General features: G+C 59.2%; 18 protein-coding genes and 1 tRNA gene. 9 read left to right on the top strand and 10 right to left on the bottom strand.

The window, feature by feature from the left end:
* Window positions 1-917: 917 nt before the first annotated feature.
* Window positions 918-1,280 carry a DUF6124 family protein gene (locus NHU87_RS18550; RefSeq protein WP_253551449.1) on the top strand — a complete coding sequence of 121 codons (363 nt, stop codon included), beginning with the start codon at window positions 918-920 and terminating at the stop codon, window positions 1,278-1,280.
* Window positions 1,281-1,332: 52 nt separating this feature from the next.
* Here the strand turns inward: NHU87_RS18550 and NHU87_RS18545 are convergent, their stop codons facing one another.
* The 6 genes from NHU87_RS18545 to NHU87_RS18520 all read right to left on the bottom strand — a co-directional run bounded on the left by NHU87_RS18545 (window position 1,333) and on the right by NHU87_RS18520 (window position 8,170).
* Window positions 1,333-2,325, bottom strand: a complete 993-nt coding sequence (locus tag NHU87_RS18545) for a LacI family DNA-binding transcriptional regulator (RefSeq protein ID WP_253551448.1) — start codon at window positions 2,323-2,325, stop codon at window positions 1,333-1,335.
* Window positions 2,326-2,400: 75 nt separating this feature from the next.
* Window positions 2,401-3,903, bottom strand: coding sequence for a glycoside hydrolase family 32 protein (locus tag NHU87_RS18540; protein WP_253551447.1), 1,503 nt, complete (start codon window positions 3,901-3,903; stop codon window positions 2,401-2,403).
* Window positions 3,900-5,045: an ABC transporter ATP-binding protein gene (locus NHU87_RS18535; protein WP_253551446.1), complete on the bottom strand. Its 1,146-nt coding sequence runs from the start codon at window positions 5,043-5,045 to the stop codon at window positions 3,900-3,902. The genes NHU87_RS18540 and NHU87_RS18535 overlap by 4 nt, the downstream gene beginning before the upstream one ends.
* 27 nt (window positions 5,046-5,072) lie before the next feature.
* The gene (locus NHU87_RS18530; protein WP_253551445.1) at window positions 5,073-5,915 is read right to left on the bottom strand and encodes a carbohydrate ABC transporter permease; all 843 of its coding nucleotides are present in this window, start codon (window positions 5,913-5,915) and stop codon (window positions 5,073-5,075) included.
* Entirely contained in the window at window positions 5,912-6,874 is a 963-nt protein-coding gene (locus NHU87_RS18525) for a carbohydrate ABC transporter permease (RefSeq protein ID WP_253551444.1), read from the bottom strand. The genes NHU87_RS18530 and NHU87_RS18525 overlap by 4 nt, the downstream gene beginning before the upstream one ends.
* Window positions 6,875-6,895: 21 nt before the next feature.
* A complete protein-coding gene (locus tag NHU87_RS18520) occupies window positions 6,896-8,170 on the bottom strand; it encodes an ABC transporter substrate-binding protein (RefSeq protein WP_253551443.1) in 1,275 nt (424 codons plus the stop codon).
* Window positions 8,171-8,338: 168 nt separating this feature from the next.
* On the opposite strand from NHU87_RS18520, the gene NHU87_RS18515 reads away from it, so the two are divergent.
* The gene (locus NHU87_RS18515) at window positions 8,339-9,904 is read left to right on the top strand and encodes a carbohydrate porin (RefSeq protein ID WP_253551442.1); all 1,566 of its coding nucleotides are present in this window, start codon (window positions 8,339-8,341) and stop codon (window positions 9,902-9,904) included.
* Between the two features lie 245 nt (window positions 9,905-10,149).
* Here NHU87_RS18515 and NHU87_RS18510 read toward each other — a convergent pair whose 3' ends face one another.
* The 4 genes from NHU87_RS18510 to NHU87_RS18495 form a co-directional block, all read right to left on the bottom strand.
* The gene (locus NHU87_RS18510; protein ID WP_253551454.1) at window positions 10,150-12,126 is read right to left on the bottom strand and encodes a metallophosphoesterase; all 1,977 of its coding nucleotides are present in this window, start codon (window positions 12,124-12,126) and stop codon (window positions 10,150-10,152) included.
* A gap of 97 nt (window positions 12,127-12,223) precedes the next feature.
* Window positions 12,224-13,039 carry a diaminopimelate epimerase gene (dapF, locus tag NHU87_RS18505; protein ID WP_253551441.1) on the bottom strand — a complete coding sequence of 272 codons (816 nt, stop codon included), beginning with the start codon at window positions 13,037-13,039 and terminating at the stop codon, window positions 12,224-12,226.
* 257 nt (window positions 13,040-13,296) lie between these two features.
* Window positions 13,297-15,036 (bottom strand): dipeptidase, encoded by a 1,740-nt coding sequence (locus NHU87_RS18500; RefSeq protein WP_253551440.1) that lies wholly within the window; start codon window positions 15,034-15,036, stop codon window positions 13,297-13,299.
* 410 nt (window positions 15,037-15,446) lie between these two features.
* Window positions 15,447-16,559, bottom strand: a complete 1,113-nt coding sequence (locus tag NHU87_RS18495) for a CapA family protein (protein ID WP_253551439.1) — start codon at window positions 16,557-16,559, stop codon at window positions 15,447-15,449.
* 174 nt (window positions 16,560-16,733) lie between these two features.
* On the opposite strand from NHU87_RS18495, the gene NHU87_RS18490 reads away from it, so the two are divergent.
* The 7 genes from NHU87_RS18490 to NHU87_RS18460 all read left to right on the top strand — a co-directional run bounded on the left by NHU87_RS18490 (window position 16,734) and on the right by NHU87_RS18460 (window position 20,854).
* A tRNA-Gln gene (locus NHU87_RS18490) sits at window positions 16,734-16,808 on the top strand.
* A gap of 342 nt (window positions 16,809-17,150) precedes the next feature.
* Window positions 17,151-17,648, top strand: coding sequence for a Csu type fimbrial protein (locus NHU87_RS18485; RefSeq protein WP_253551438.1), 498 nt, complete (start codon window positions 17,151-17,153; stop codon window positions 17,646-17,648).
* Window positions 17,649-17,839: 191 nt separating this feature from the next.
* Window positions 17,840-18,340 (top strand): Csu type fimbrial protein, encoded by a 501-nt coding sequence (locus NHU87_RS18480; protein ID WP_253551437.1) that lies wholly within the window; start codon window positions 17,840-17,842, stop codon window positions 18,338-18,340.
* Window positions 18,341-18,450: 110 nt separating this feature from the next.
* Window positions 18,451-18,981, top strand: a complete 531-nt coding sequence (locus NHU87_RS18475; protein ID WP_253551436.1) for a Csu type fimbrial protein — start codon at window positions 18,451-18,453, stop codon at window positions 18,979-18,981.
* Between the two features lie 19 nt (window positions 18,982-19,000).
* The gene (locus NHU87_RS18470; protein ID WP_253551435.1) at window positions 19,001-19,537 is read left to right on the top strand and encodes a Csu type fimbrial protein; all 537 of its coding nucleotides are present in this window, start codon (window positions 19,001-19,003) and stop codon (window positions 19,535-19,537) included.
* The gene (locus NHU87_RS18465) at window positions 19,537-20,034 is read left to right on the top strand and encodes a Csu type fimbrial protein (RefSeq protein WP_253551434.1); all 498 of its coding nucleotides are present in this window, start codon (window positions 19,537-19,539) and stop codon (window positions 20,032-20,034) included. The genes NHU87_RS18470 and NHU87_RS18465 overlap by 1 nt, the downstream gene beginning before the upstream one ends.
* Window positions 20,035-20,065: 31 nt before the next feature.
* A complete protein-coding gene (locus tag NHU87_RS18460) occupies window positions 20,066-20,854 on the top strand; it encodes a fimbrial biogenesis chaperone (protein ID WP_217856114.1) in 789 nt (262 codons plus the stop codon).
* Window positions 20,855-20,885 lie beyond the last annotated feature (31 nt).

The following is a 20,885-nucleotide window of genomic DNA, read 5'->3' as shown; positions in this document are numbered from 1 at the left end:
CCGACCCATCTTCCCCGGATGTACCCACTCCAACTGTGGGAGCTGGCTTGCCTGCGAAAGCGGCCTGTCAGCCGACCAATCTTCCCGGGGATGTACCCAGCCCAACTGTGGGAGCGAGTCTGCTCGCGAAGCTGTTGATCTTGCCGTTGCTTTGGCTCTGGCTTTTGATCTTGATCGTGATCTGTTGCCCCTTTCCCAGAGGCCGAATGGCGGGGCAAAAGCGCTTTGGTTACTTTCCGCCGGGCCGCGCAGGCTTTTCGAAAGTGACTCGCTGTAAAAGCGAAACCGCCAGCGGCCGTGACCGCAGAAACGGATATGTACACGATCAAAAGTCCCGGTCGGCTATCAGGCCGCCTTCGCGGGCAAGCCTCGCTCCTACAAGGGCCGATAACCGCCAGACGTGACCGGAAAAATGGATATGTACTCCAAAACACCAAGCCCTGGGCAGTGGATCTCTGTAACTCAAGAGATGTGTAGATACCCATGCTTGGGAGGAGGAGACGCGCCGCAACACAATCTAGGAATGTCGGACGTTTCCTCGATTTTTTTGAAAGCTTTCACGCGTTTAACGATGCGTGTTTAACGACACTCAGTGTTACGTCCCGAAGGCTACAAGACCTTGCGCCGTTACCTACGGTTAAGACAGAATCCGCCGGCTTGTCCGCCGATGGCTTGAGCTCTATCGTTTCCCTGTCGCTGAATAGCAGCGATCGGGTTTGGTAGACCCTCAGCATCGACGCATAGCGTCACCTTCGGCGGTCCTTTCTTAGGGCTGCGCGTTTTATGGTGGCCATGCGCAGGGCTCCTTCGGGAGCGCCGGTTCCGATGCCCGGTCTACCAACCTTCGTATGGCCGCCACCCTCCGTTTGGTAGCGAGATGGTGTTGGCTCCTTTTAAAAAGCATCGGAGTTTCTACTATGTTCAAAGTTACGCCCAACCCACCGGACACCGATCCGGCATCCCCGTACGAATCCCTCGACTCAAAGAAACTCAACGAAGCCGCCGAACGCGCCCTCAATTTCTACCTCAACCCGGCAGCGATCATGAACAACACCCCCCGCAAACCCAGCACCATGTACATGGTTGCGCCGGATGTCGGCCATGAAACCTTGCTGGTTCAAACGTGTGAGAACTTGGCCTCAGCCAGTGTCATGGCCAGCGACATCGCTGCATTGGTGGAGGGCACCCAGCGCCATACCCTGCTGGCGCTTCAGCAAGTCATCATGCTGGCTGAACTGGCGGTGAATCGAATGCTGGATAACTTCGTTCCACCCAAGTAAATCACTTAACCCTTTACCGAGAGCTTGCCCCTCGGTAAAGGGTTTTGATGGCTCATAACGACGTTCTGACCACCAATGGACAATCAACCGGGTGGGCGCCCGAGACCTCCAGGGCCTCGATCAAGTGCCGGGCCGCGTTGCGACCGATCTCGTAGTACGGCAGTTGCACCGTGGTCAGTGGCGGGATGAACAGTTCGGCGATGCCGATCATGTTGTCATAGCCGAGCACGGCGACATCGGCGGGAATCTTCAGGCCACGGCCCAACAACAGCTGATAGGCACAAAAGGCAATGCGGTCGTTGCCACAGATCAGAATATCGAATTGAGGGCGGCCTTCGATGATGTGCCGGTCGAGGATGGCTGCGGTTTCACCATAGGCGTCATGATCGGAAAGGTCGTATTGCAAGAGTGCGTCAGGCGCCAGGCCGAATGCCTGACAGGCACGCTGCAGGCCTTTTTGTCGCAAGCCCCAGGCCAGACTCTGTTTGGGCAGATTGATGCACAGCGGGCGCCGATAGCCTTGGCTCAACGCGTGATGTACGGCTCGATACTGCCCCATTTCGTCGTCCGGCACATAACTGACCAGGTCACTGTCATCGGCCAGGCAATTGGCGAGTACCAGGGGTTTGCTCTTCAAGCGCTCGGGAATGCTCACCTGGCGAAACCCCATGGCGCTGAAGATCAACCCGTCGGGACGGTGCGACAACATCAGGTCGATGTTCTGGTCGGTAGGCGGGTTGCTCAACAGGTTAAGGATGAACACATTCCAGCCCGCCTGTTGCGCGGTCTGTTCGATGGACAGCAGCAGCTCGACCGCGAACGGTGTGGTCGCGGTGTCCAGCGCGAACACCCCGATGGTTCGCGACTGGAGGTTGTCGCCGCGCATCTTGCGCGCCGACAGGCTCGGTACGAATTGCAGTTCGTCAATGGCGCGACGCACCCGCTGAAGGGTTTCGGGGCTCAGTTTTTCCGGATTATTGAGCGCTCGGGAAACCGTCATCAGGGACACGCCGGCCAGCTGTGCAACGTCTTTCACTGAAGTCATGCGAGGCGAGGCCGGTCAGGTTGACGCAGGATCATGACACAGCGCCCGGGCTTCTCGCGACACGAATGACGCTGCTCACAGCCATCCAGAGCCGAGAGGCCATGCCTTGGGAATCGAGACACGCCCGCCACTCCCGCTTGCCAGCAGCTTGACCCCCAGACTGTCGGGCCGCGGATAGAGGCGACTGCTGAGGCTGAAGCGCCCGTTTTCGTCGAACACCTCGATGGACGAACGATCGAGAAACACGCGCAGTTCCAGTCGCTCCTGTGTCGGGTCTATCGCCACGCTGCGCTGACCGGTGACTTGCGCGCCCGAGCGGCTGCGATCAAGCACCAATCGCTGCAGCGACGCATCGTAGTAGAGCAGGGTTTCTTCGTGGCCATCGTCGCTGCAACGCAAGGCGATTCCGAGGTGGCCGTCGCTGCAGCCGCGCAAATCCAGATGCACATGGATTTCGAGCATGTCGCCATTCACTTCCGGCACCCACCGGGTTCCCGATTCATCCCACCAAGGCGTGCCCGGCAATGGCGCCTTGCGCAGTGCGGTGAGTTCCCGTGCCGGATACACGCAAAGGCGATCTGCACGCAGTTCAAGTTCGCGCGGCAAGCCGAGCATGCCGCACCAGTGATGAGCCTGGCTGGGCATCGGGCTTTCCCACATGTCGAGCCACGCCCACACCAGACGCCGGCCATCGGCGGCCACGAGCGTTTGCGCGGCGTAGAAGTCGTGGCCGTTATCCAGCTCGATAAAAGGCCCGCCAGTGAAGTGCCATTCGCTGTCGAGTCGGCCCACTCGATAACCGGTGTGGTACTTGTTGAGCCGATCGTAACGTTGAGGTTGCATGCCCTGAGGAGAGTACAGCAGCACATCGCGCCCGTTCAGTCGGAACAGATCCGGGCACTCCCACATATAGCCATCGCCCGCGCTGCCGCTGGACACATAGTCGAGGAATTCCCAGCTATGCAGATCTGCGGAACGGTACAGCGGCAGCAACGGCACATCACCCAGACGTGCGCCGGCAATCAGGTACCAGCCGTCGTCCTCCTGCCATACCTTGGGGTCACGAAAGTGCATGATCGTGTCTTGCGGCGCGGTGTCGATGACGGCGCCATGCTTGACGAAGCGGATACCATCGGTGCTGGTGGCCAGGCACTGGACTTGACGGATCGAGCGCTCGTCACCCACGTCCCCCAGCCAAGTGTGCCCGGTGTAGATCAATGCCAAGGTGTCTCCACACACCACCGCGCTACCGGAAAAACAACCGTCGCGGTCGAAATCATCGCCGGGTGCGAGCGCAATGGGCAGATGCTGCCAATGAACCAGATCGGCACTCTTGGCATGCCCCCAATACATCGGACCCCATTTTGCGTCGAAGGGGTGGTGTTGATAGAACACGTGGTATTCGCCACGAAAGTACACCACCCCATTAGGGTCGTTCATCCAGCCCGCGGGAGGGGCAAGATGATAACCGGGCCGATAATCATCGATGACGCGAGACACACCATCGCTCAGCGCATGCTGCGCAATCTCAAGGGCAGCGGACATGGGATCACTCATGGAATTCAAAGACACAGTCATAGGGCGCTTGCTCGTGCCGGGCTCAGAAGGACGCCATCGGGCAGGGTTTCAATGGCGTGTGGGTGGCGCTTCAAGGCCGTGCCGTCGGCGGCGAACAGGTGCAGGTTGTCGATGTCCGGCAGCAGCTCAACCCGATCGCCCGCCTTCCAGCCGGCGCTGACTTCGCAACGACAGATCAGTGGTTCTTCCAGACGTGTATCGAGGTGCACATAGGTTTCGCTGCCCAGGTATTCGACCGCAGTCACGACGACGCCGGCGGTTCCCTCCGCCGCCTTGAGCGACAGGTGCTCCGGGCGAATCCCCAGGCTCAGGTGAGTGCCTGCCGCCAGGTTCGTACTGTCGAATGGCAGGGCGGTGATACCCCAGACGAGGGTATTGACCAGGCTGGTTTCACCAGGCGTCTGCAGGCGCACTGGCAGAAAATTCATTCTGGGCGAACCGAGAAAACCGGCGACAAAACGGCTGGCAGGGCGTTCATAGAGTTCGCGCGGTGAGCCGACCTGTTCGACGCGACCGCCATTGAGCACGACAATTTTGTCGGCCAGGGTCATCGCTTCAACCTGATCGTGAGTGACGTAGATCATGGTCGAGCCCAGCCGATCATGCAGCCGGGCGATTTCGTTGCGCATCTGCACCCGCAAGGACGCATCCAGGTTGGACAGCGGTTCATCGAACAACAAAATGTCCGGTTCCCGCGCCATGGCTCTGCCCATTGCCACACGCTGACGCTGCCCTCCAGACAGTTCCTTTGGCTTGCGTTGCAGCAGTTTGTCCAATTGCAGGATTTGCGCCGTTTTCAGCACGCGCTCGCGCAGGCTGGTCTTTTCCGTCTTGGCCAGTTTGAGACCAAAACTGATGTTGTCGTAGACGCTCATGTGCGGGTACAGCGCATAAGACTGAAACACCATGCCGACGCCACGCTCGCGCGGCTCCAGATCGTTGACCCGACGCCCGTCGATCAGCAGGTCGCCGCCGCAGATCGAATCCAGGCCGGCGATCAGTCGCAGCAGGGTCGATTTTCCGCAGCCCGAAGGGCCGACGAACACGACGAATTCACCTGCCGCGATTTCCAGGCTGACGTCACGAAGAATCCGCGCGCCGCCCAATTGTTTATTCACGTTGTCCAGTTTCAATTTGATCACGATGCTGTTCCTTGTCTTTGTTGGGCATCAACCCTTTAACGCGCCGGCAGTGAGACCGGAAACGATTCGGCGCTGGAAGATCAGCACCAGAATCACCAGTGGGACGGTGACCACCACCGAGGCGGCCATCAACAACCCCCACGGCAACTCATGGGGGCTGCCGCCGGAAATCAAGGCGATGGCGACCGGCACCGTGCGTTGTGTGTCGGTGAGGGTGAAGGTCAGGGCAAACAGGAACTCGTTCCACGCCGCGATGAAAGCTAATAAGCCAGTGGTGACCAGGGCGGGCCAGAGCAGCGGCAACAGCACGCGGGTCAGCGTGACCCAAGGCGAGGCGCCATCCATGATTGCCGCTTCTTCCAGTTCATGGGGCAGTTGCCCCATGAATGTGGTCAGCACCCAGACGGTGAAGGGCAGGGTGAAAATCGTGTAGCTCAGGATCAACGCCCAGGACGTGTTGTACAGACCCAGCGCGCGGATCACTTCGAACAGCCCCGACAGCACCGCGACTTGGGGAAACATCGACACGCCAAGGACCATCATCAAGACTGTGCCACGCCCACGAAACTTCACCCGGCCCAAGGCATAGGCGGCGGTCAGGCTGAGGAACAGCGCCAGCGTCACCACGCACAGCGCAACCACCAGCGAATTGCCGATCGCCCGCAGGAATGAAGCTTGACTGAGCACCGCTGCGTAGTTGGAGAAGTCGGGGTTAGCGATCCAGTAACTCACCTCGAACAAGGCGCTGGACGGCTTCAGTGACGTGACGATGGCGTAGTAGAAAGGGAACACCGCATACAGCAGCAACACCCCGATCAGACACCAGAACCCGAGGCGCAACAGCGCTTTTTTCAGTAGGCGCAGGTTCATGACCGGACCTCCAGTTGACGGCGTCCGAGGTAGAGATAAAGCATGGCGATGACCGCCACCACCAGAAACAGCAGGGTCGAAGCCGCGCTGCCGTAACCAACGTCCTGGAACTCCACCAGATGCTGGCGGGCATACACCGACATGCTCATGGTGCTCGACGAATTTGAGGTCAGCACATAGATCACGTCGAATACCCGCAGCGAGTCGAGGATGCGAAAGATCGCTGCCACCAGCAAGGCGGGCATCAGCAGGGGAAGCGTGACACGCCAGAACACCTTCAGCGGATGAATGCCATCGACCCTGGCGGCTTCGTAGCAATCGCTCGGCAACATCTGCAAGGCAGCGAGCATCAGCAGCGTGACAAACGGGACGGTCTTCCAGACGTCGACGATGATCACCGCCCACATCGACAGGTCCGCATCGGCCGTCCAGGCCAGGGGCGCGTCAATCAGGCCGACGCTCAGCATCAGGTGATTGATGATGCCGAACTGGTCGTTAAGCATCCATGACCAGATCTTTGCCGAGACAATCGTAGGAATCGCCCAGGGAATCAGAATCAACGCGCGCACCAGTGAACGGCCGGTGAATTTGATGTTCAGCAGCAACGCCACCAGCAGTCCCAGTACGACCTCCAACCCCACCGACACCACGGTGAAATGCAAGGTGTTGCGCACCGCGTTCCACCATTGCGGATCGACCAGGATGCCCGACCAGCTGGAACCGTTGTGGAACAGATAATTGCTCAAGCCAATGAAGGTTCCGCCACCGGTGTCCGCCAGGTTGGCGTCGGTCAGGCTGAACCAGAATGTGCGCAGTAGCGGCCAGGCCGCCACCAGGGCCAGGCACAGCAACATCGGCGTCAGAAACAGCCAGGCAGCGCGCACGCGGCGACGTTGCACGGGCGTTTCCCGGGTGAGCAGCAGCTCCTCACCGGGGGCATGGGTAGTAGAGACAGACATGGTGATTTCCTTCCTTGTGGCTTACCAGTTCCGGCGTTTGATGCGCGTGAGTTCGCTTTCCAGTTCGGCCAGCGCCTGATCGACAGGCAACTCGCCCGCCAGCACGCCATGCACTCGATCGAAGAACGCATTGGAGACCCGTGGATAACGATCGGCAGTGATGGAGGCGGGGCGCATCACCCCATCGTTGAGAATGCTGTGCAGCTGAGCGTAATAAGGCATGGCCGCGAGCAATTCCGGGTCTTGATACAACAACTCGATAACCGGGTTATAGGCGCCTATCAGGGCACGGCGTTTTTGCTCTTGGGCACTGGTCAGGTAGCTCACCAGTTCTGCGGCAAGTTTTGGATGGGCGCTGTAACGCGAAACCGCCAGACCCCAGCCACCGAGGGTGGATGCATGGGTGCCAGCCTCGCCGCCGCGGGGCAGGGGAGCGACCCCGACCTTGTCTTTTACCGCACTGTCCTGGCTTTGAACCAGGGCCCAGACATACGGCCAGTTACGCATGAACAGCGCATTTCCCGACTGGAATACGCCACGGCCTTCTTCCTCGGTGTAATTGAGCACGCCCCGCGGGGAGATGTCTCCGACCCAGCTTTTCGCCAGGGTCAAAGCCGTTCTTGAGGCCTGATTGTTGACTACGATGTCGCCTCGTGAATTGACCAGTCCGCCTTCCGGTTGGCTGCTGATCCACTCCAGCGCATTGCACGTCAGACCCTCGTAGGCACGGCCCTGAAAGATGTAACCCCACGCGTTGGGGTTCCCGGCAGTGCGCTCGGCCTGTTGAATATTTCTGGCGGTCGCGGTCATTTCTTCCCAGGTCCGGGGAACCGGCTGGTTGTACTTCTCGAGCAAGTCCTTGCGGTAATACAGCAGACCCGAGTCGGTGAACCACGGCATCGTCACCAGCCGTCCGTTCACGGTGGCGTTATCCACCTGTGCCTGGAAGTAGCCCTGGGTCGCGTTGGCGGGAAGCACCTCGCGCAGATCCATCAGGTGTTTGGCCAGCATCCCCGGCCACACCATGTCGATTTGAATGATGTCGATGTCGCTGGACTGCGCACTGAGGATCTGTTGGTAGAACGACAACCTTTCGGTCGCCGAGTTAGGCGTGGAAACCACTTCGACGTTGTTGCCGGTCTGTTTTGACCACGCCTCGACAGCCTCCTTGCAGAGTTGTAATTCCGCGCCCACGGCACCGCAGGAGATCGTCAAATCAGCTGCGATCGAGAGGGATGGAAGCCCGGCACAAAGGGTAAGCAGTGCTGCTGGAAGGAACGATTTGAGCTGTTTCATAAAGCCCTCTTTATTTTTGTTTTTAGAAAAGTTAACGTTAACATCGCCAAATGTAGCAGCGTATTTGCGATGAGGCATCCTTTTTTTCGTCGGTTTTGGCAAATCACAACTGACGAAAGAAAAGGCAGGTCGCAGGACAAAACAATAAAAACAAAACAGGAAATCCCCATGCAGAAAGCATCAAGCTGGCTACTCGCAGGCGTGCTCGGCACCTCGGCGGCGACCTCCCAGGCCGCGACTCTGGAAGAGCGCATGGCGGCGTTTGAAGCCCGTGCCAGCGCCGCGGAAAAACGTGCAGCCGCCGCTGAACAGCAAACCCAGGCACTCGCCAGAGAATTGCAGCAAATCAAACTGGCTACTCCCGCCTTGCAGCCGGCGGCGTCCACGGCAGCAGCCACTTCGGCACCCACTTTGGACACTCGACTGGCAAAACTCGAAGCCCGTCAGCAAAGCATGGAAAAGCAGGACAATAGCGGACAGCTGACTGACGGCTTCAGCTTCAAGGGCTACGCGCGTTCCGGATTGCTGATCAACGATGGGTTGGGGGGTGGTCGTGGCGGTCCTTATACAACACCTGCCGGTTCAGTCGGGGGGGCAGTCGGGCGACTGGGTAACGAAGACGATACTTACATGCGCATAGACCTGTCGAAAGAGCTCTATGCGCAGAACGGCACCCGTTCCAGATTCACGGTGTCCATTGCCGACGGTGTGGAGAGTTCCAATGACTGGACGGCCGATGAGAGCAACCTGAACGTACGTCAGGTATTTACCGAACTCGATCATCTCGCCGCCTTTAAGGGCAATTCAGTATTCGAAAATTCCACCCTGTGGGCAGGCAAGCGATTCGATAAGAACAATTTCGATATCCACTGGCTGGACTCGGACGTCATCTTTCTGGCCGGCACCGGGGGCGGAATCTACGATGTGCAGATGAACAAGGATTGGCGCTCCCATTACTCCTTGATCGGCCGTAACTACGGGGATTTCAGTGAGGGCGGTGTCAATGCCGATGTGGAAAGCTACATCCTGACCTCCAACCAGTTCTTCGATAATGGTCAGTGGCAGTGGATGTTCAATGGCATTGGCTCAAAGAAAAACGACTTTGCCACCCGCACCAATGAAGCGGGCCTGACGCCGGCGGATTCCGGCTTGCACAGCATGCTGGCCAATCACCAGAAAGATTTTTTCGGCAGGGAAGGCTTCTTCAAAACGGCACTGCTCTATGGGCAAGGTCTGGGGGCAGAGGTCAAGAACGTCGGCTCGGATGGCGAACTGATCGACGACGCCCGCGCGCTGCGTCTGGCGCTTTACGGCGAGACACCCATTGCACCCGGCTGGCGCATCGGCCCCAGTTTGTTGGCCGAACAAAGCAAGGACAGGTACGTCAAGGGTGACGACTACCGCTGGATGACCCTGAACGTGCGGTTGGCCAATGAAATCAACAGCAATTTCGAGATGGCTTACGAGATGAGCTGGCAAACCATGGACCTCGACCCCAAGGGCTATATGCAACGTAATGCGGTCGACGGTAACTTCTGGAAATTCACGATCGCCCCGACATTCAAACCCGACGTTGGCGACCTGCTCACACGCCCCGAATTGCGAGTGTTCGCAAGTCTCATGAACTGGTCTTCGGACCTGGACAGGTACAGTTCCACAGACAACTTCGGCAAGTCGGACTTCAACGCTGGCGGTGTATGGCAGTACGGCATACAGATGGAAACCTGGTTCTGAATTTTGCTTCATCTGCGACAGGCCGAACCTGTAGGAGCCAGGCTTGCCGTAATGCCTGTCAGTTAAGGCGAAATCTGTAGGAGCGAGGCTTGCCCGCGAAGAACGATGACGCGTAATACCTGAAAAACCGCGGTGCATTCTTCGCGGGCAAGCCTCGCTCCTACAGAAATTTCGCTTAACTGACCGGCATTGAGGCTTGCCGGCGAAGGCGTTTTTAAGGACGTCTTCGCCGGCAAGCCTGGCTCCTACGGGGCGGTTCTTCCACGCTGAATCACGATAGGCGGCTCGATCAGTTGCAGTTCGAGCGCACCCGAGGCTGGCACGAAGCGCGGGCCGGTGCTTTCAGGCGTGGCCCGCAACCTCCAGGTTCGCTGCACCTTCGCCAGTTGGGCGACGCCTGATCCCAGGGACCAGCGCCGGCAGACCTTCTCCAGCTTTAGCGGGTAAAGGGTCAGTTGGTCGCCTTTGAAGTGCATGCGCAGGAAGCATTTGTGGTCGGCGATGCACTGCGAGGAAAAAACCGCTTCGCTGTGTAGCCCCCAAAAGGTGTTGCCCATCACCATCCAGGCACCGAACAACAGGCCTCCCAAACTGCCGCCGAGCACCAGCGTCTCCGCCAGGAACAATAAAACCTGGTGTAGGTTTTCTACCTCGAGCTGCAGGTAGTGGATGTTGACACGGCCCATCAGCCACAGCAGCCCGATCGCCAGTCCCAGATGAAGTAACCCGTGAACCGCGCCAATGGCATAGGCGAGCTTTCGGGTGCGCTTGACCCCGGCGGCCGAGAACACTGCGCAACCCAGCACAATGACCACGGCGAACATCACCGACGAAGGACTGTGTGACAGGACCAGGAGCAGGTGTCGCCAAACTTCGCTGATGTTGGGAATAGACGCTTGGAGACCAGACAACACGTCCATCAGGCTGCGGTTGCCTCGTGCCGGGTGGGGCACGGTGCTGGCGCTTTGTACCATCCAGTCGAACAGCAGGTACAAAATGGCAAGCATGCCGCAGAACGAGAGATTGCGGGTAGGTAGTCGCCATGCTCGATTACGCAGTTGCTCGGAGGTCTTTTTGTCCGGATAGGCCGCCGCCAGCTCGTAGTGCTGCCGGGTACCGCCAACGGTGATCGGCTTGGGCGGATCGGGAAGCTGATGTGTGGCATTCAAGAAGGCGCCACCGCCTCCGCAGGTGATGCGCTGCGGCGCCTGGGTGCCAGCTTGTGGCTGATAGCGCGCGTAGTGGTGCGAGTCTCCGGCCAGGACCACCGCGAGGTGATCACCCAAGAGCTGCTCGATCTCGCGCAGGCTGCGGAAGCGCGGCGTCTGGGTTTCGATCGAGGACAAGGCCTTGCTCTCCTCGCGTGCCAGCCGTTCGGCCTCATCCACCCAACTTGGCTCGGGCGTGCAGAGGATCACGCGGTCGCCTGGTTGCAGTCTGGTGCGCATCTCTTCGAAGTATTGCTTCTGCTGCCGGTCGATCATGGACTCCAACTGCAAATCCAGGCCCCAGATCCACCAGCCATTGGGCAGCTGTAGCACGTAGTAACTGGTGCGCTGGCGGGTTTCCCAGCCACCGATGGGTTTCTGCTCGCAAAACAGTTGGGAGAAGCCGCGCAGACCGTCATACCAATCGTGGTTGCCAGGCGTCGCCACCAGCCACGGTGCATCAGGTTGCGGCACGGGCTGTTCCTGGTCATCAGGGCGCACCTTGGGCACCGGCGCGGGAAAGGCGGCGCGGAAGGGATCCAGGAAGCGGGTGCGGTAGCCGGATTGGGCCGGTGTGGGATAGACCTGATCGCCACCGAGCAACAGCACATCGGCGCGGGGCAGCTTGAGTTGGTGTTCCGGCAACTCGACAGCATGGCTGACGCACAGTGCCATGGAATAGGTCGAATCCCAGCCATCGCCGGTATCGGCCAGATAGTCGATCCACACATCACCGTCGCCAGCCACCTGGATAGGCGGGTTGGAGCCCCGAGGGTTGAGCACGGCCAGCATTTCGCGCGGGTCGGCGAAGGCACCCATCGTAGTGGCCGCAGCCGTTTGCAAGCCCGTGCGCATGAGCTGAAACGGGCCTAGCCAATTGACCATCGCTTCCTGGGTATAAAGCTCGATGCGGCTATTGAGCGTGGGAGATTTAGTAGAACGGGTCATGGCGAGGGGCGAAGCGTGCGGCGTAGGCGCCTCTCCAGCGCGAAACTCAATCGAATGCTCCTTCATCATTCAGCCTCCATTGCTGTAACGAGTTCAGGTACCGCAAAAGGGTGATCTTTTGTCGGTCGATTCAGAATAGGTCAGTTATGCGATGGCCGCCGATTCATAGCCTGAAGGAGCTATCGTGAATAGTTCCCGAAAACGTTGTCTCTACCGGCCCGATGAGAAAGACCGGTCCCACGCCATCCCATTCAACCGTTACGCTTCCGCCATCACATTCAACCTCAACGGAATTGTCTAACAAGCCACGACGAATTCCGTTAACGGCGGCGCCACAAGAGCAGGAGCCGGAACCGAGTGGAATACCACCCCCGCGCTCCCAAATGCGCAACCGAATGTGCTTTCGATTAATGATCTGGACGAAATGCACGTTCGTCTTGAGGGGGAATAGAGGGTTGGTTTCAATGGTCGGTCCGAGGGACGCGATATCAACGGCGGTTAGATCATCGACAAAATAAGTGCAGTGCGGATTGCCCATGCTGCAAGCTGCTGGGCCATCCGCAAGGGGCAAAACAGCAGTGTCCAGTTCCTGCGCCAGGGGAATATCCGACCAGCCGAAAAGCGGTTCCCCCATGTTGACGGAAATCGTACCGGTTGAGGTTCGCTCACACGTGAGTAGACCACGGTTGGTTCGCAGCGCTATCGACGTCGTATTTGATTCGCGCATCAGCCTGTCCGCGGCCCCCCGCGTTGCGCTGCCACACGCATCCAGCGTGGAGCCATCGGCATTCCAGAACATCAAACGCGCCACCGCATCATCGCAATCGAGCATCACCGCGAGTTGATTGAAGCCGATTCCTCGGTGCCAATCACCCAATCGCTGAGCCAAGGCACTTGTGATTGGATTGGCCGAGTTTCGCGAGTCCACAATGACGAAGTCATCGCCATTGGCGTGCATCTTATGAAAACTTAGCGACATAAATTGATCCCACTGAATTCCAGGCAATTTCAGCCGCGACGCACTCGATGTAGCAGCTGCCGAGCCTGCGAGGCTGCGTTCGGCTGCGTAGCAGTCGTGAGTCCGGCAGATACGGTCTGCCTGACACACAGCAATTGCTGATTTTACGACTGCTTCGCAGCCTAACGCAGCCTCGCGGCCTCGGCAGCTGCTACGGATAACATTACGTCTTGACTGACTGACAGACCCGCCAGAATAGCGGGTCTGTAAGGGGGGGATCAGAGTTTCGGCAACTGCCCGATGCGCCCGAACATTTCGGTCACGATCTGCAAGTCCAGCAGGAACTGGTCGACGGTCTTGAACTCATTGTCGTTGTGGCCGGTGTACTTGACCTCGGGCCTGGCCAGCCCGAACTGCACGCCATTGGGCAGCTCATGGACCGAAGTGGCGCCGGCAGAAGTGCCGAACTTGTGTTCCATGCCGAGGTTTTCGCTTGCCACAGCCAGCAGGGCCTTGACCCATTCACCTTCTGGGTTGCGGTGCATCGGTTCGGCGATCGAATAGTCGAAGGCCGTCGCAATGTGGGTCTTCTTGCTCCAGGCGCCAAGCTTGTCGGCGATTTCGGTCTTGAGCACTTCCGGGGATTTACCCTTCGGCACGCGCAGGTTGACCGCGAGCTTGAAGGCTTTTTCATCCATGCCGACATAGGTCAGGGATGCGGTCAGCGGTCCCATGAAGTCATCGGAAAAGCCGACCCCCAATTTGCTACCCAGGTAGTCCAGCCCCCAGTTGTCGGCGGCATAGCGGGCGGCGTCGGTAATGTGGTTGTGCTTGAGCGCGACCTTCCCGTCGAGGCTGTTGATGAAGTCCAGCATTCTTGCCACCGGGTTGACGCCTGACTCGGGCTCGGAGGAGTGGGCAGAAACGCCGGTGACGGTCAGCTGGACGTCCTTGCCAACGACCTTGGCGCTCACCTCGAAGTCACCGCCATTGCGCTTGGCATAATCGCTACCTGCCTTCTGCAGGCTGGCGGCCAATTCGGCGGGTTTGTCGCTCAACAAGGTGGCGACGGAAGTCGACGGAATCTGGTTGGTTGCCAGGCCGCCGGTCATTGAGGTGATTTCGGCGCCTTTGCCCTGTGCGGCGCGCCGAGGAAAACTGGCCATGACGGTGCCGTAGCCTTTCTCGGCAATCACCACCGGGTAGCCGCCATCCAGCGCCAGGTTGTAGTTGGGTGTCGGGTTGTGTGCGAAGTAATAGGGGATGGCGTCGCCGGTGGTTTCTTCGGTGGTGTCTACCAGCAGCTTGAAATTCCTCGCCAGCGGCAGCTTCTCTTCCTTGATGATCTTCATTGCGTAGAGCGCCACCACGATGCCGTTCTTGTCATCCTCGGTGCCCCGGCCATACATGCGATCGCCGACCAGGGTGACCTTGAACGGATCGAGTCGGGTGCCATCTTTCAGAACCCAATTCTCCGGCGTCACGGGCACCACATCGGCATGCGCGTGAATGCCCACGACTTCGTCGCCGGTGCCGGCGAGGGAGATTTCATAGACGCGGTTGTCGATGTTGCGAAAGTTCAGGTTGAAGGCCTGGGCAAGGCCCTTGAGCTTGTCGGCGATCTTGATGAATTCGGGATTGTCGTGTTGTGCAACGCCGTCCACGCGGAAGGTCGGGATTGCCACCAGCTCGCGCAGGGTCTCGGTGGCCGCATTGCCGTATTTCACCCGCGCATAGAGGCCAAGCAAGCGATGGATTTCGTTCTGCTGTTCAGCGGTAAGAGGCTTGTTGCCCTGGAAGGCACTGATTGCCGGGCCGAGATCGCTGGTTTTGGCAAGGTCGCTCTTGGCCAAGCGACTCAGGAACTGCCTGAAATCGGTGACCGACGCGTCACTGAAAGTCTTGAGGATGGCCGCGCTCTGTTGCGGGGTGATGTTGGCGTGCGCTGACGTGGTGAACGACGAAAGGCTGGCCAGCATCAGGGTTGTCGCGGCCAGGTGCTTGAGTGATAAATCCATTGTTGAGGCATTCCTTTGCAGGCAGTTTGTGGGAAATGTCTGATCGATGAGTCAGAAACGTTTCCAAGCTAACACCACGAGGGCGTGGTACGGGAGTCCCGGGAGTGGGATCTGTCGCACAAAAACGCAAAAGCGGCGCAGAAATGAAAAAAAGCGGGAAGGTTCCCCGGTGCCCGTAATGTGACCCGTAGCAGCTGCCGAGCCCGCGAGGCTGCGTTCGGCTGCGAAGCAGTCGTAAAATCAGAAATTGCGGTGAGTCAGGCAGACAGCATTGTCGGACTCACGACTGCTACGCAGCCGAACGCAGCCTCGCGGGCTCGGCAGCTGCTACATAGATTGCGTCGCGGCTGAAATTGCTTAACTGGCTGACATTGGTAAGGTTGCCTGGGGTTTCAGGTGTCCAGAGACATCTACCAACGCAACTCGAAGGTATTTTTCGCGCCCGGCTGGATGCTGCTACCCAAGCGTGCGCACTCGCGAAAAAGGGTGTCGTGCAGCCATTGACGGTCATCCCCTTCGGCGCGACAGATGCGAAAACGACGGAGGCGGGTGGGGATCAGGTCCAGCGACTGCAGGTGCCCGCCCGGGTCCAGCGAGGCAAAGTACATAAGCCCCAAGTCGCCGCGAAAGTCTGTGTGGCCCCCGATGCCTTCGTAATCGTTCAGCAGATCACCGCAGCCATAGAGAATCAGGCGTTCGCGGTACACCTCGATGCCCTTGACGTGGTGCGAGGAATGCCCGTGCACCACGTCAACTCCGGCCTCGTCGATCAAGGCATGGGCGAACCGGACTTGCTCGCGCGGAACATCGAACCCCCAGTTGCCACCCCAATGAATGGAGACGACCACCAAGTCCCCCGGTTGTTTGCCCTCGATAATCCGTTCGGCCACAGGGCGCAGGCTGTGCATCGATAGATCTTCCAGCCGCGCCACGCCCGCGCGCTTATCCGTGGCGGCCCAGTCCGGCTCAATGCCGCTGTCGGGTGCACCGAGGCCAAACACCAGCAAGCGTTGCCCACCAGGCTGCGGCAGCACGGCGGGCGCTTCGGCAGATTGCCGGTTGTGGCCGGCGCCGGCGCTGCACATGCCGTTGCTCGACAAGGTATCCAGCGTATCGGTCAGGCCGGTTGCTCCCCAGTCCAGCACATGGTTGTTGGCCAGCACGCAGCAGTCGATGCCGGCTGCGCTGATGGCCGGGAAGTTCTCCGGGCTCATGCGGTAATTGATGCCCTTTGGCTCCGGTCGTCCATGGCGGGACACCGCAGTTTCCAGATTGATGATGCGTGCGTGTGGCTGGCGAAGTTCAAACTCATCCAGCGCGGCGCCCCAGACATAGGTGAAGTCGACGGGGAGGGGAATCGGGCCATTGAGTCTTTCTGCCAGCCGGACGTAAACGCCGGCATTCTTGACGCAGTCTTCGTAGAGACGCGGATCGCCAGGATGCGGCAGTATTGAGTCGATGCCGCGGGCGGTCATGACATCGCCGGCGAGAAACAGCTTCAGTGTATCGGTAACAGCTGCCATGGCACCCTCCCAGGATCAAGAGTAAGCATCTGTTTTAAAACAAATATATTTTTGTGTTGGCCTTCCCAGGCGAAGCGAAAGTTGATAAATTGCCGCCCGTTCTTGCAGACGCCCTTACAGGGGGCTTGTAGCGCAAGGACGCAGCATCTCGATGTTGCTCGCAGCAACAGATACAGGGGCGTCGCCAAGCGGTAAGGCAGCAGGTTTTGATCCTGCCATGCGTTGGTTCGAATCCAGCCGCCCCTGCCATATTCCTTACACTCATCCAAGTATGGCTCCGCCGGCAGGTAGTGCGGGAGTCCCGGATGATTGTCTTTACAGAAAACGCCAACGCCAATCCGGTCTGGCGTTTTTTTATGCCTGCAAATCCCCTCTCAGTGACCCTTTAACATTCAGCCGTCTTGCGAGCGCAGCGAACGCGGCGCGCCTGTGTCACGAAAACATCCGTGTAAAGCTCCCATGTGGACTACGCTTTAGAGTTCAGGCCAAGTAGAACAGGGAGTTATCGCCATGACGTTTTTGCATTGCACGCAGTCCTCCTCACATCCCCATTGGGCTAGTAACGACGCTCCGCCAGGCAAGAAGACTCGGATGCAGCGCGATAGGGGCATTCTCGCCCGTGTCGGCATCCTCAGTGTTTTTTCGCTCGGTCTGCTGCCCATTCCGGCCATTTCAGCTACCTCCACTGCAACCTTCACCGTTTCCGCAAGCATTGTGGCCGGTTGCGGGATCACTGCCTCTCCTTTGGCTTTCGGCGCCTATACAGGTGTGCAAGCCGATGCCGAGTCCAGCCTCTCGGTCAATTGCACCAACACGACGGCCTATAGTGTCGGCCTCGGTGCCGGGACGAGCGGCGGCACCGCGACAGCGCGGCAAATGTCCGGCACTCCCGCAGGCATTCTGTTCTATGCGCTGTACTCGGACGTCACTCGGGCGACCAATTGGGGTGACACCGGTGGCACCGGTCTCATCACTGGAACCGGCAGCGGCTCTGTCCAGGTCATCCCGGTCTATGGTCGGGTGGTGGCGGGGCAGCTTAGTCCGCCGGGCACCTATGCCGACACCATGACAGCCACCGTCACCTTTTGACCTTGAAGACCGTGGTCAAGCACGGTTCTTTCCTTCAAAAATCCGGCCGATACCCTCATCCAGACGAAATATGCCCCTTCGTCGCAAAGGTGCGGATTTGACGTGTTGTTTCCCCCTTGGGTGCTAACCTCAGCCTGCGAATAACCCCTTAAAGGGAATGGAATTTGAACGGGCTCGGGGTTTTGGCAGTCATGAGCACGATGCTCAGTGCGACAGCGTTGGCGGCGCAGCTTCAGGTTGAAGTCCGGGTCAATGTGCAGCGCGGTTGCCAGTTGGTTGGCCAACAGCGTGAGGCAGGTATCGAGCAATTGGGCGTACTCGACTTCGGCACCACCGCCCGCCTGGACGATCCGTCAGGGCCATTGAGTGCGGCACTGCTTGATGCACGTGTGCCCCGCCTGGAATGCAATCCCGATACCCCTTACCAATTACAGGTCGACGGCGGCCTGCATGGCGGCGTCGGCGAGGTCCGCTATCTGGCGGGCAGCGCAGAGCACAGTAAACCTATTCCTTATCGCCTCTATCAAGACGCCGCACGGCAGATTCCGCTGCCGGTGAATGTGCTCTTGAGTGGGCGGGTGCCGGATTCAGGTACGGTGGATTTACCTCTGTATGCCCGTATCGAACGACTGGCCGAGATCCCCCGCGTCAGCCGTTATTCCGATCTCTTGAAAGTGACCGTGAGCTGGTAGCAAGGCATTGAGTGACACCTGCCCGATGGATTCGGGCAGCACAAGGACCGTCGTTCACAAGCGGACGGCTAATGTTTGAATCCTGATGGAATTAGGATCGGTGCAAGACGATGAAGAGTTGGGTGGTGATGACCCTCGGCACAGTTTTACTACTGGCTGAGGAGGCGCAAGCGGCGATCAGCGGTCAGATTGATGCGCGGCTGACCATCATCGCCAGTTGTGCAGTGACCAATGACACCAACAGCGCCGACAGTCCGGTCGGTGATTTCGGTCTGTTGGATTTCGGCTCGCAAGGTCCGACCTGGACCAATCCGATTAACGCCAACCTGAGTGATGCCGGCAACGGCACGCTGGAAGTTTCCTGCAACCCGTCGGTCACCGGTTTCACCGTGACCATCGATGGCGGCACTCATGGCGACGGCACCACGCGGCGCCTGAGCAATGGTACCCAGACCATCCCTTATCGATTGTTCCTCGATGCTTCCGGTAGCGACAGCTACAGCATCGGTCAACAACGCAATTTCGCTGTTACCCATGGAGGTCAGGTACCAATCCCGGTATTTGGCTCGGTGGTCGCGAATACCCGCGCGGTTCCGGCAGGAGTCTATACCGACACCTTGACGGTCACGCTGGATTGGTAAACCCCAGAGGATGGACATCATGCATAAGCTCGTATCAAGGATTGGATTTTCAGCGCTCGTTCTGGCGCTGGCCAGCAATGCTCAGGCGGCCACATCTGCCGGCCAGATCACCACCAGCATGACGCTCAGCAGCAGCTGTGAGATCAACGGTGCCCCCGGCGGGGCTACCGGGGTGGACTTCGGTGTGCTGGACTTCGGCACCACCGGCAGTCTATTCACCACAGCGAACGGGGCGGTGCTCGCTGGCGGCGGTGGCGCACTGTCGATTCTCTGTTCCAGCGGCACCTTACCGACCGTCACCGTCGGTGCTGGCGCCAATGACGGCGGATCTGTCGGTGGCACCCGGGCGCTGGCCGATGGCAGCGGCAACTTCGTGCCTTACGACTTGTACACCGATACCGGTCGTACGCAGGTCCTGGCGATCGACGGGGTGATCACACTCGCAGAAAGTACCGGGGTGGCGCAGACGGTGAATATCTACGGCAAGGCCGTGGGCAAGGCCGGCCTGCCCGCAGGCGTCTACTCGGACGCTGTCGCCGTTGTATTGACCTTCTAGTGCAATGCAGTCCTGTCGCGCTGATCCTGATTGGCGCGACTGGTTTGCCTCTGCCGCTGGCGGCGGGAACCAGTCAGAGTTTTCAGGTCAGCGCGACAGTGACGGCGGCATGCCTGGTGATGGGCGGGGTTTCCACTTACGGCAATCTCGATTTCGGCACCCAATCGGCGCTGGCGGCCAATACCGTGCAGGTGCAATTGAGCGACGGCGTGCAGTTGCAATGCACGCCGGGCGTGAGCCTGAACATGAGCGTCGATGGCGGCCAGTACAACAGCAACGGGCGGCACCTGCAGCTTGATGACGGCAGTGCCCGTGTGGCCTATCAGTTATTCAGTGACGCGGCCTTCAGTGAGAGCTTGGGCATCGGTCAGAGCGTGGCCGTGGCCTATAGCGATGCGAACAACATCCGATTGCCTATTTACGCACAAGTGCAGTTACCGGGTGATCAGCCCGCAGGAATGTATAGCGACGTGCTGCAGGTGCAGCTGTCGTGGTAGCTCGGTCGTTCGGGCATAAGGAGTAGGGCATATGTATTCACCTTTGCGCAGGTTACCGGTCGCGCGTTGCGCTGTGCTGGCGATGGTATTGCTGGGCGGGGTCAAGGTGCAGGCGGCCAGTTCGGTGCTGATCTGGCCGATCGATCCGGTGCTGGAGGCCGATCAACAGGCGAGTGCGCTGTGGCTGGAAAATCGCGGCAACGAGACGGCGAATCTGCAGATCCGGGTGTTTGCCTGGAGCCAGAGTGGTTTCAGCGATCAGTATCAGAACCAGCGCGATGTCATTGGCAGCCCGCCGGTAGCGAAGATCGAGCCCGGGCACAAGCAGCTCGTGCGCCTGACCCGTACCCGCGATATACCGCCGGGGCAGGAGTTGGCCTATCGCATCATTATCGATGAAATCCCGGCGGCCCGACCCGTGACGGCCGAGGATGGCAAAACCGCTGCTGCCATCCGGTTTCAAATGCGCTATTCGGTGCCGCTGTTTGCCTATGGCGCCGGTCTGTGGAGCAAGGAAGACATGAACCGTAAACGCGACCCCAAAGGCGCCGGTGTGCCTGATCTGAGCTGGCGCAAGGTAGCGGTTGATGGCCGTTCCTACCTGGAGGTGCGCAATCAGGGCGCGGTGCATGCCCGGCTGACCGATGTCGCGTTCAAGCAGGGCGGTCAGACACGGCCGCTGGTTGAGGGATTGCTCGGCTATGTGCTGCCGGGGGCGATCATGCGATGGCCGACACCGGGACCGATCAGTGCGGATCAGGCCTTGCAAGTACGGGTCAATGGTGCGCCGCAGGTTCAGAGTATTGCGCCGGCGCGGTGATAGCCCGGTGATGGGAACAGTGTGGCGAGGG

This window comes from Pseudomonas mandelii (genome assembly GCF_024138395.1).
GTDB lineage: Bacteria > Pseudomonadota > Gammaproteobacteria > Pseudomonadales > Pseudomonadaceae > Aquipseudomonas > Aquipseudomonas mandelii_E.
The sequence above is the reverse complement of the archived record's forward strand: the minus strand, read 5'-3'. Positions and strand labels throughout refer to the sequence as shown.

Bases quoted from the DNA above. Each gene is read 5' to 3' on its own strand.
- NHU87_RS18550 (WP_253551449.1), top strand. From the start codon at position 918: ATGTTCAAAGTTACGCCCAACCCACCGGACACCGATCCGGCATCCCCG.
- NHU87_RS18545 (WP_253551448.1), bottom strand. From the start codon at position 2,325: ATGACTTCAGTGAAAGACGTTGCACAGCTGGCCGGCGTGTCCCTGATG.
- NHU87_RS18540 (WP_253551447.1), bottom strand. From the start codon at position 3,903: ATGACTGTGTCTTTGAATTCCATGAGTGATCCCATGTCCGCTGCCCTT.
- NHU87_RS18530 (WP_253551445.1), bottom strand. From the start codon at position 5,915: ATGAACCTGCGCCTACTGAAAAAAGCGCTGTTGCGCCTCGGGTTCTGG.
- NHU87_RS18525 (WP_253551444.1), bottom strand. From the start codon at position 6,874: ATGTCTGTCTCTACTACCCATGCCCCCGGTGAGGAGCTGCTGCTCACC.
- NHU87_RS18520 (WP_253551443.1), bottom strand. From the start codon at position 8,170: ATGAAACAGCTCAAATCGTTCCTTCCAGCAGCACTGCTTACCCTTTGT.
- NHU87_RS18515 (WP_253551442.1), top strand. From the start codon at position 8,339: ATGCAGAAAGCATCAAGCTGGCTACTCGCAGGCGTGCTCGGCACCTCG.
- NHU87_RS18510 (WP_253551454.1), bottom strand. From the start codon at position 12,126: ATGAAGGAGCATTCGATTGAGTTTCGCGCTGGAGAGGCGCCTACGCCG.
- dapF (WP_253551441.1), bottom strand. From the start codon at position 13,039: ATGTCGCTAAGTTTTCATAAGATGCACGCCAATGGCGATGACTTCGTC.
- NHU87_RS18500 (WP_253551440.1), bottom strand. From the start codon at position 15,036: ATGGATTTATCACTCAAGCACCTGGCCGCGACAACCCTGATGCTGGCC.
- NHU87_RS18495 (WP_253551439.1), bottom strand. From the start codon at position 16,559: ATGGCAGCTGTTACCGATACACTGAAGCTGTTTCTCGCCGGCGATGTC.
- NHU87_RS18485 (WP_253551438.1), top strand. From the start codon at position 17,151: ATGCAGCGCGATAGGGGCATTCTCGCCCGTGTCGGCATCCTCAGTGTT.
- NHU87_RS18480 (WP_253551437.1), top strand. From the start codon at position 17,840: ATGAGCACGATGCTCAGTGCGACAGCGTTGGCGGCGCAGCTTCAGGTT.
- NHU87_RS18475 (WP_253551436.1), top strand. From the start codon at position 18,451: ATGAAGAGTTGGGTGGTGATGACCCTCGGCACAGTTTTACTACTGGCT.
- NHU87_RS18470 (WP_253551435.1), top strand. From the start codon at position 19,001: ATGCATAAGCTCGTATCAAGGATTGGATTTTCAGCGCTCGTTCTGGCG.
- NHU87_RS18460 (WP_217856114.1), top strand. From the start codon at position 20,066: ATGTATTCACCTTTGCGCAGGTTACCGGTCGCGCGTTGCGCTGTGCTG.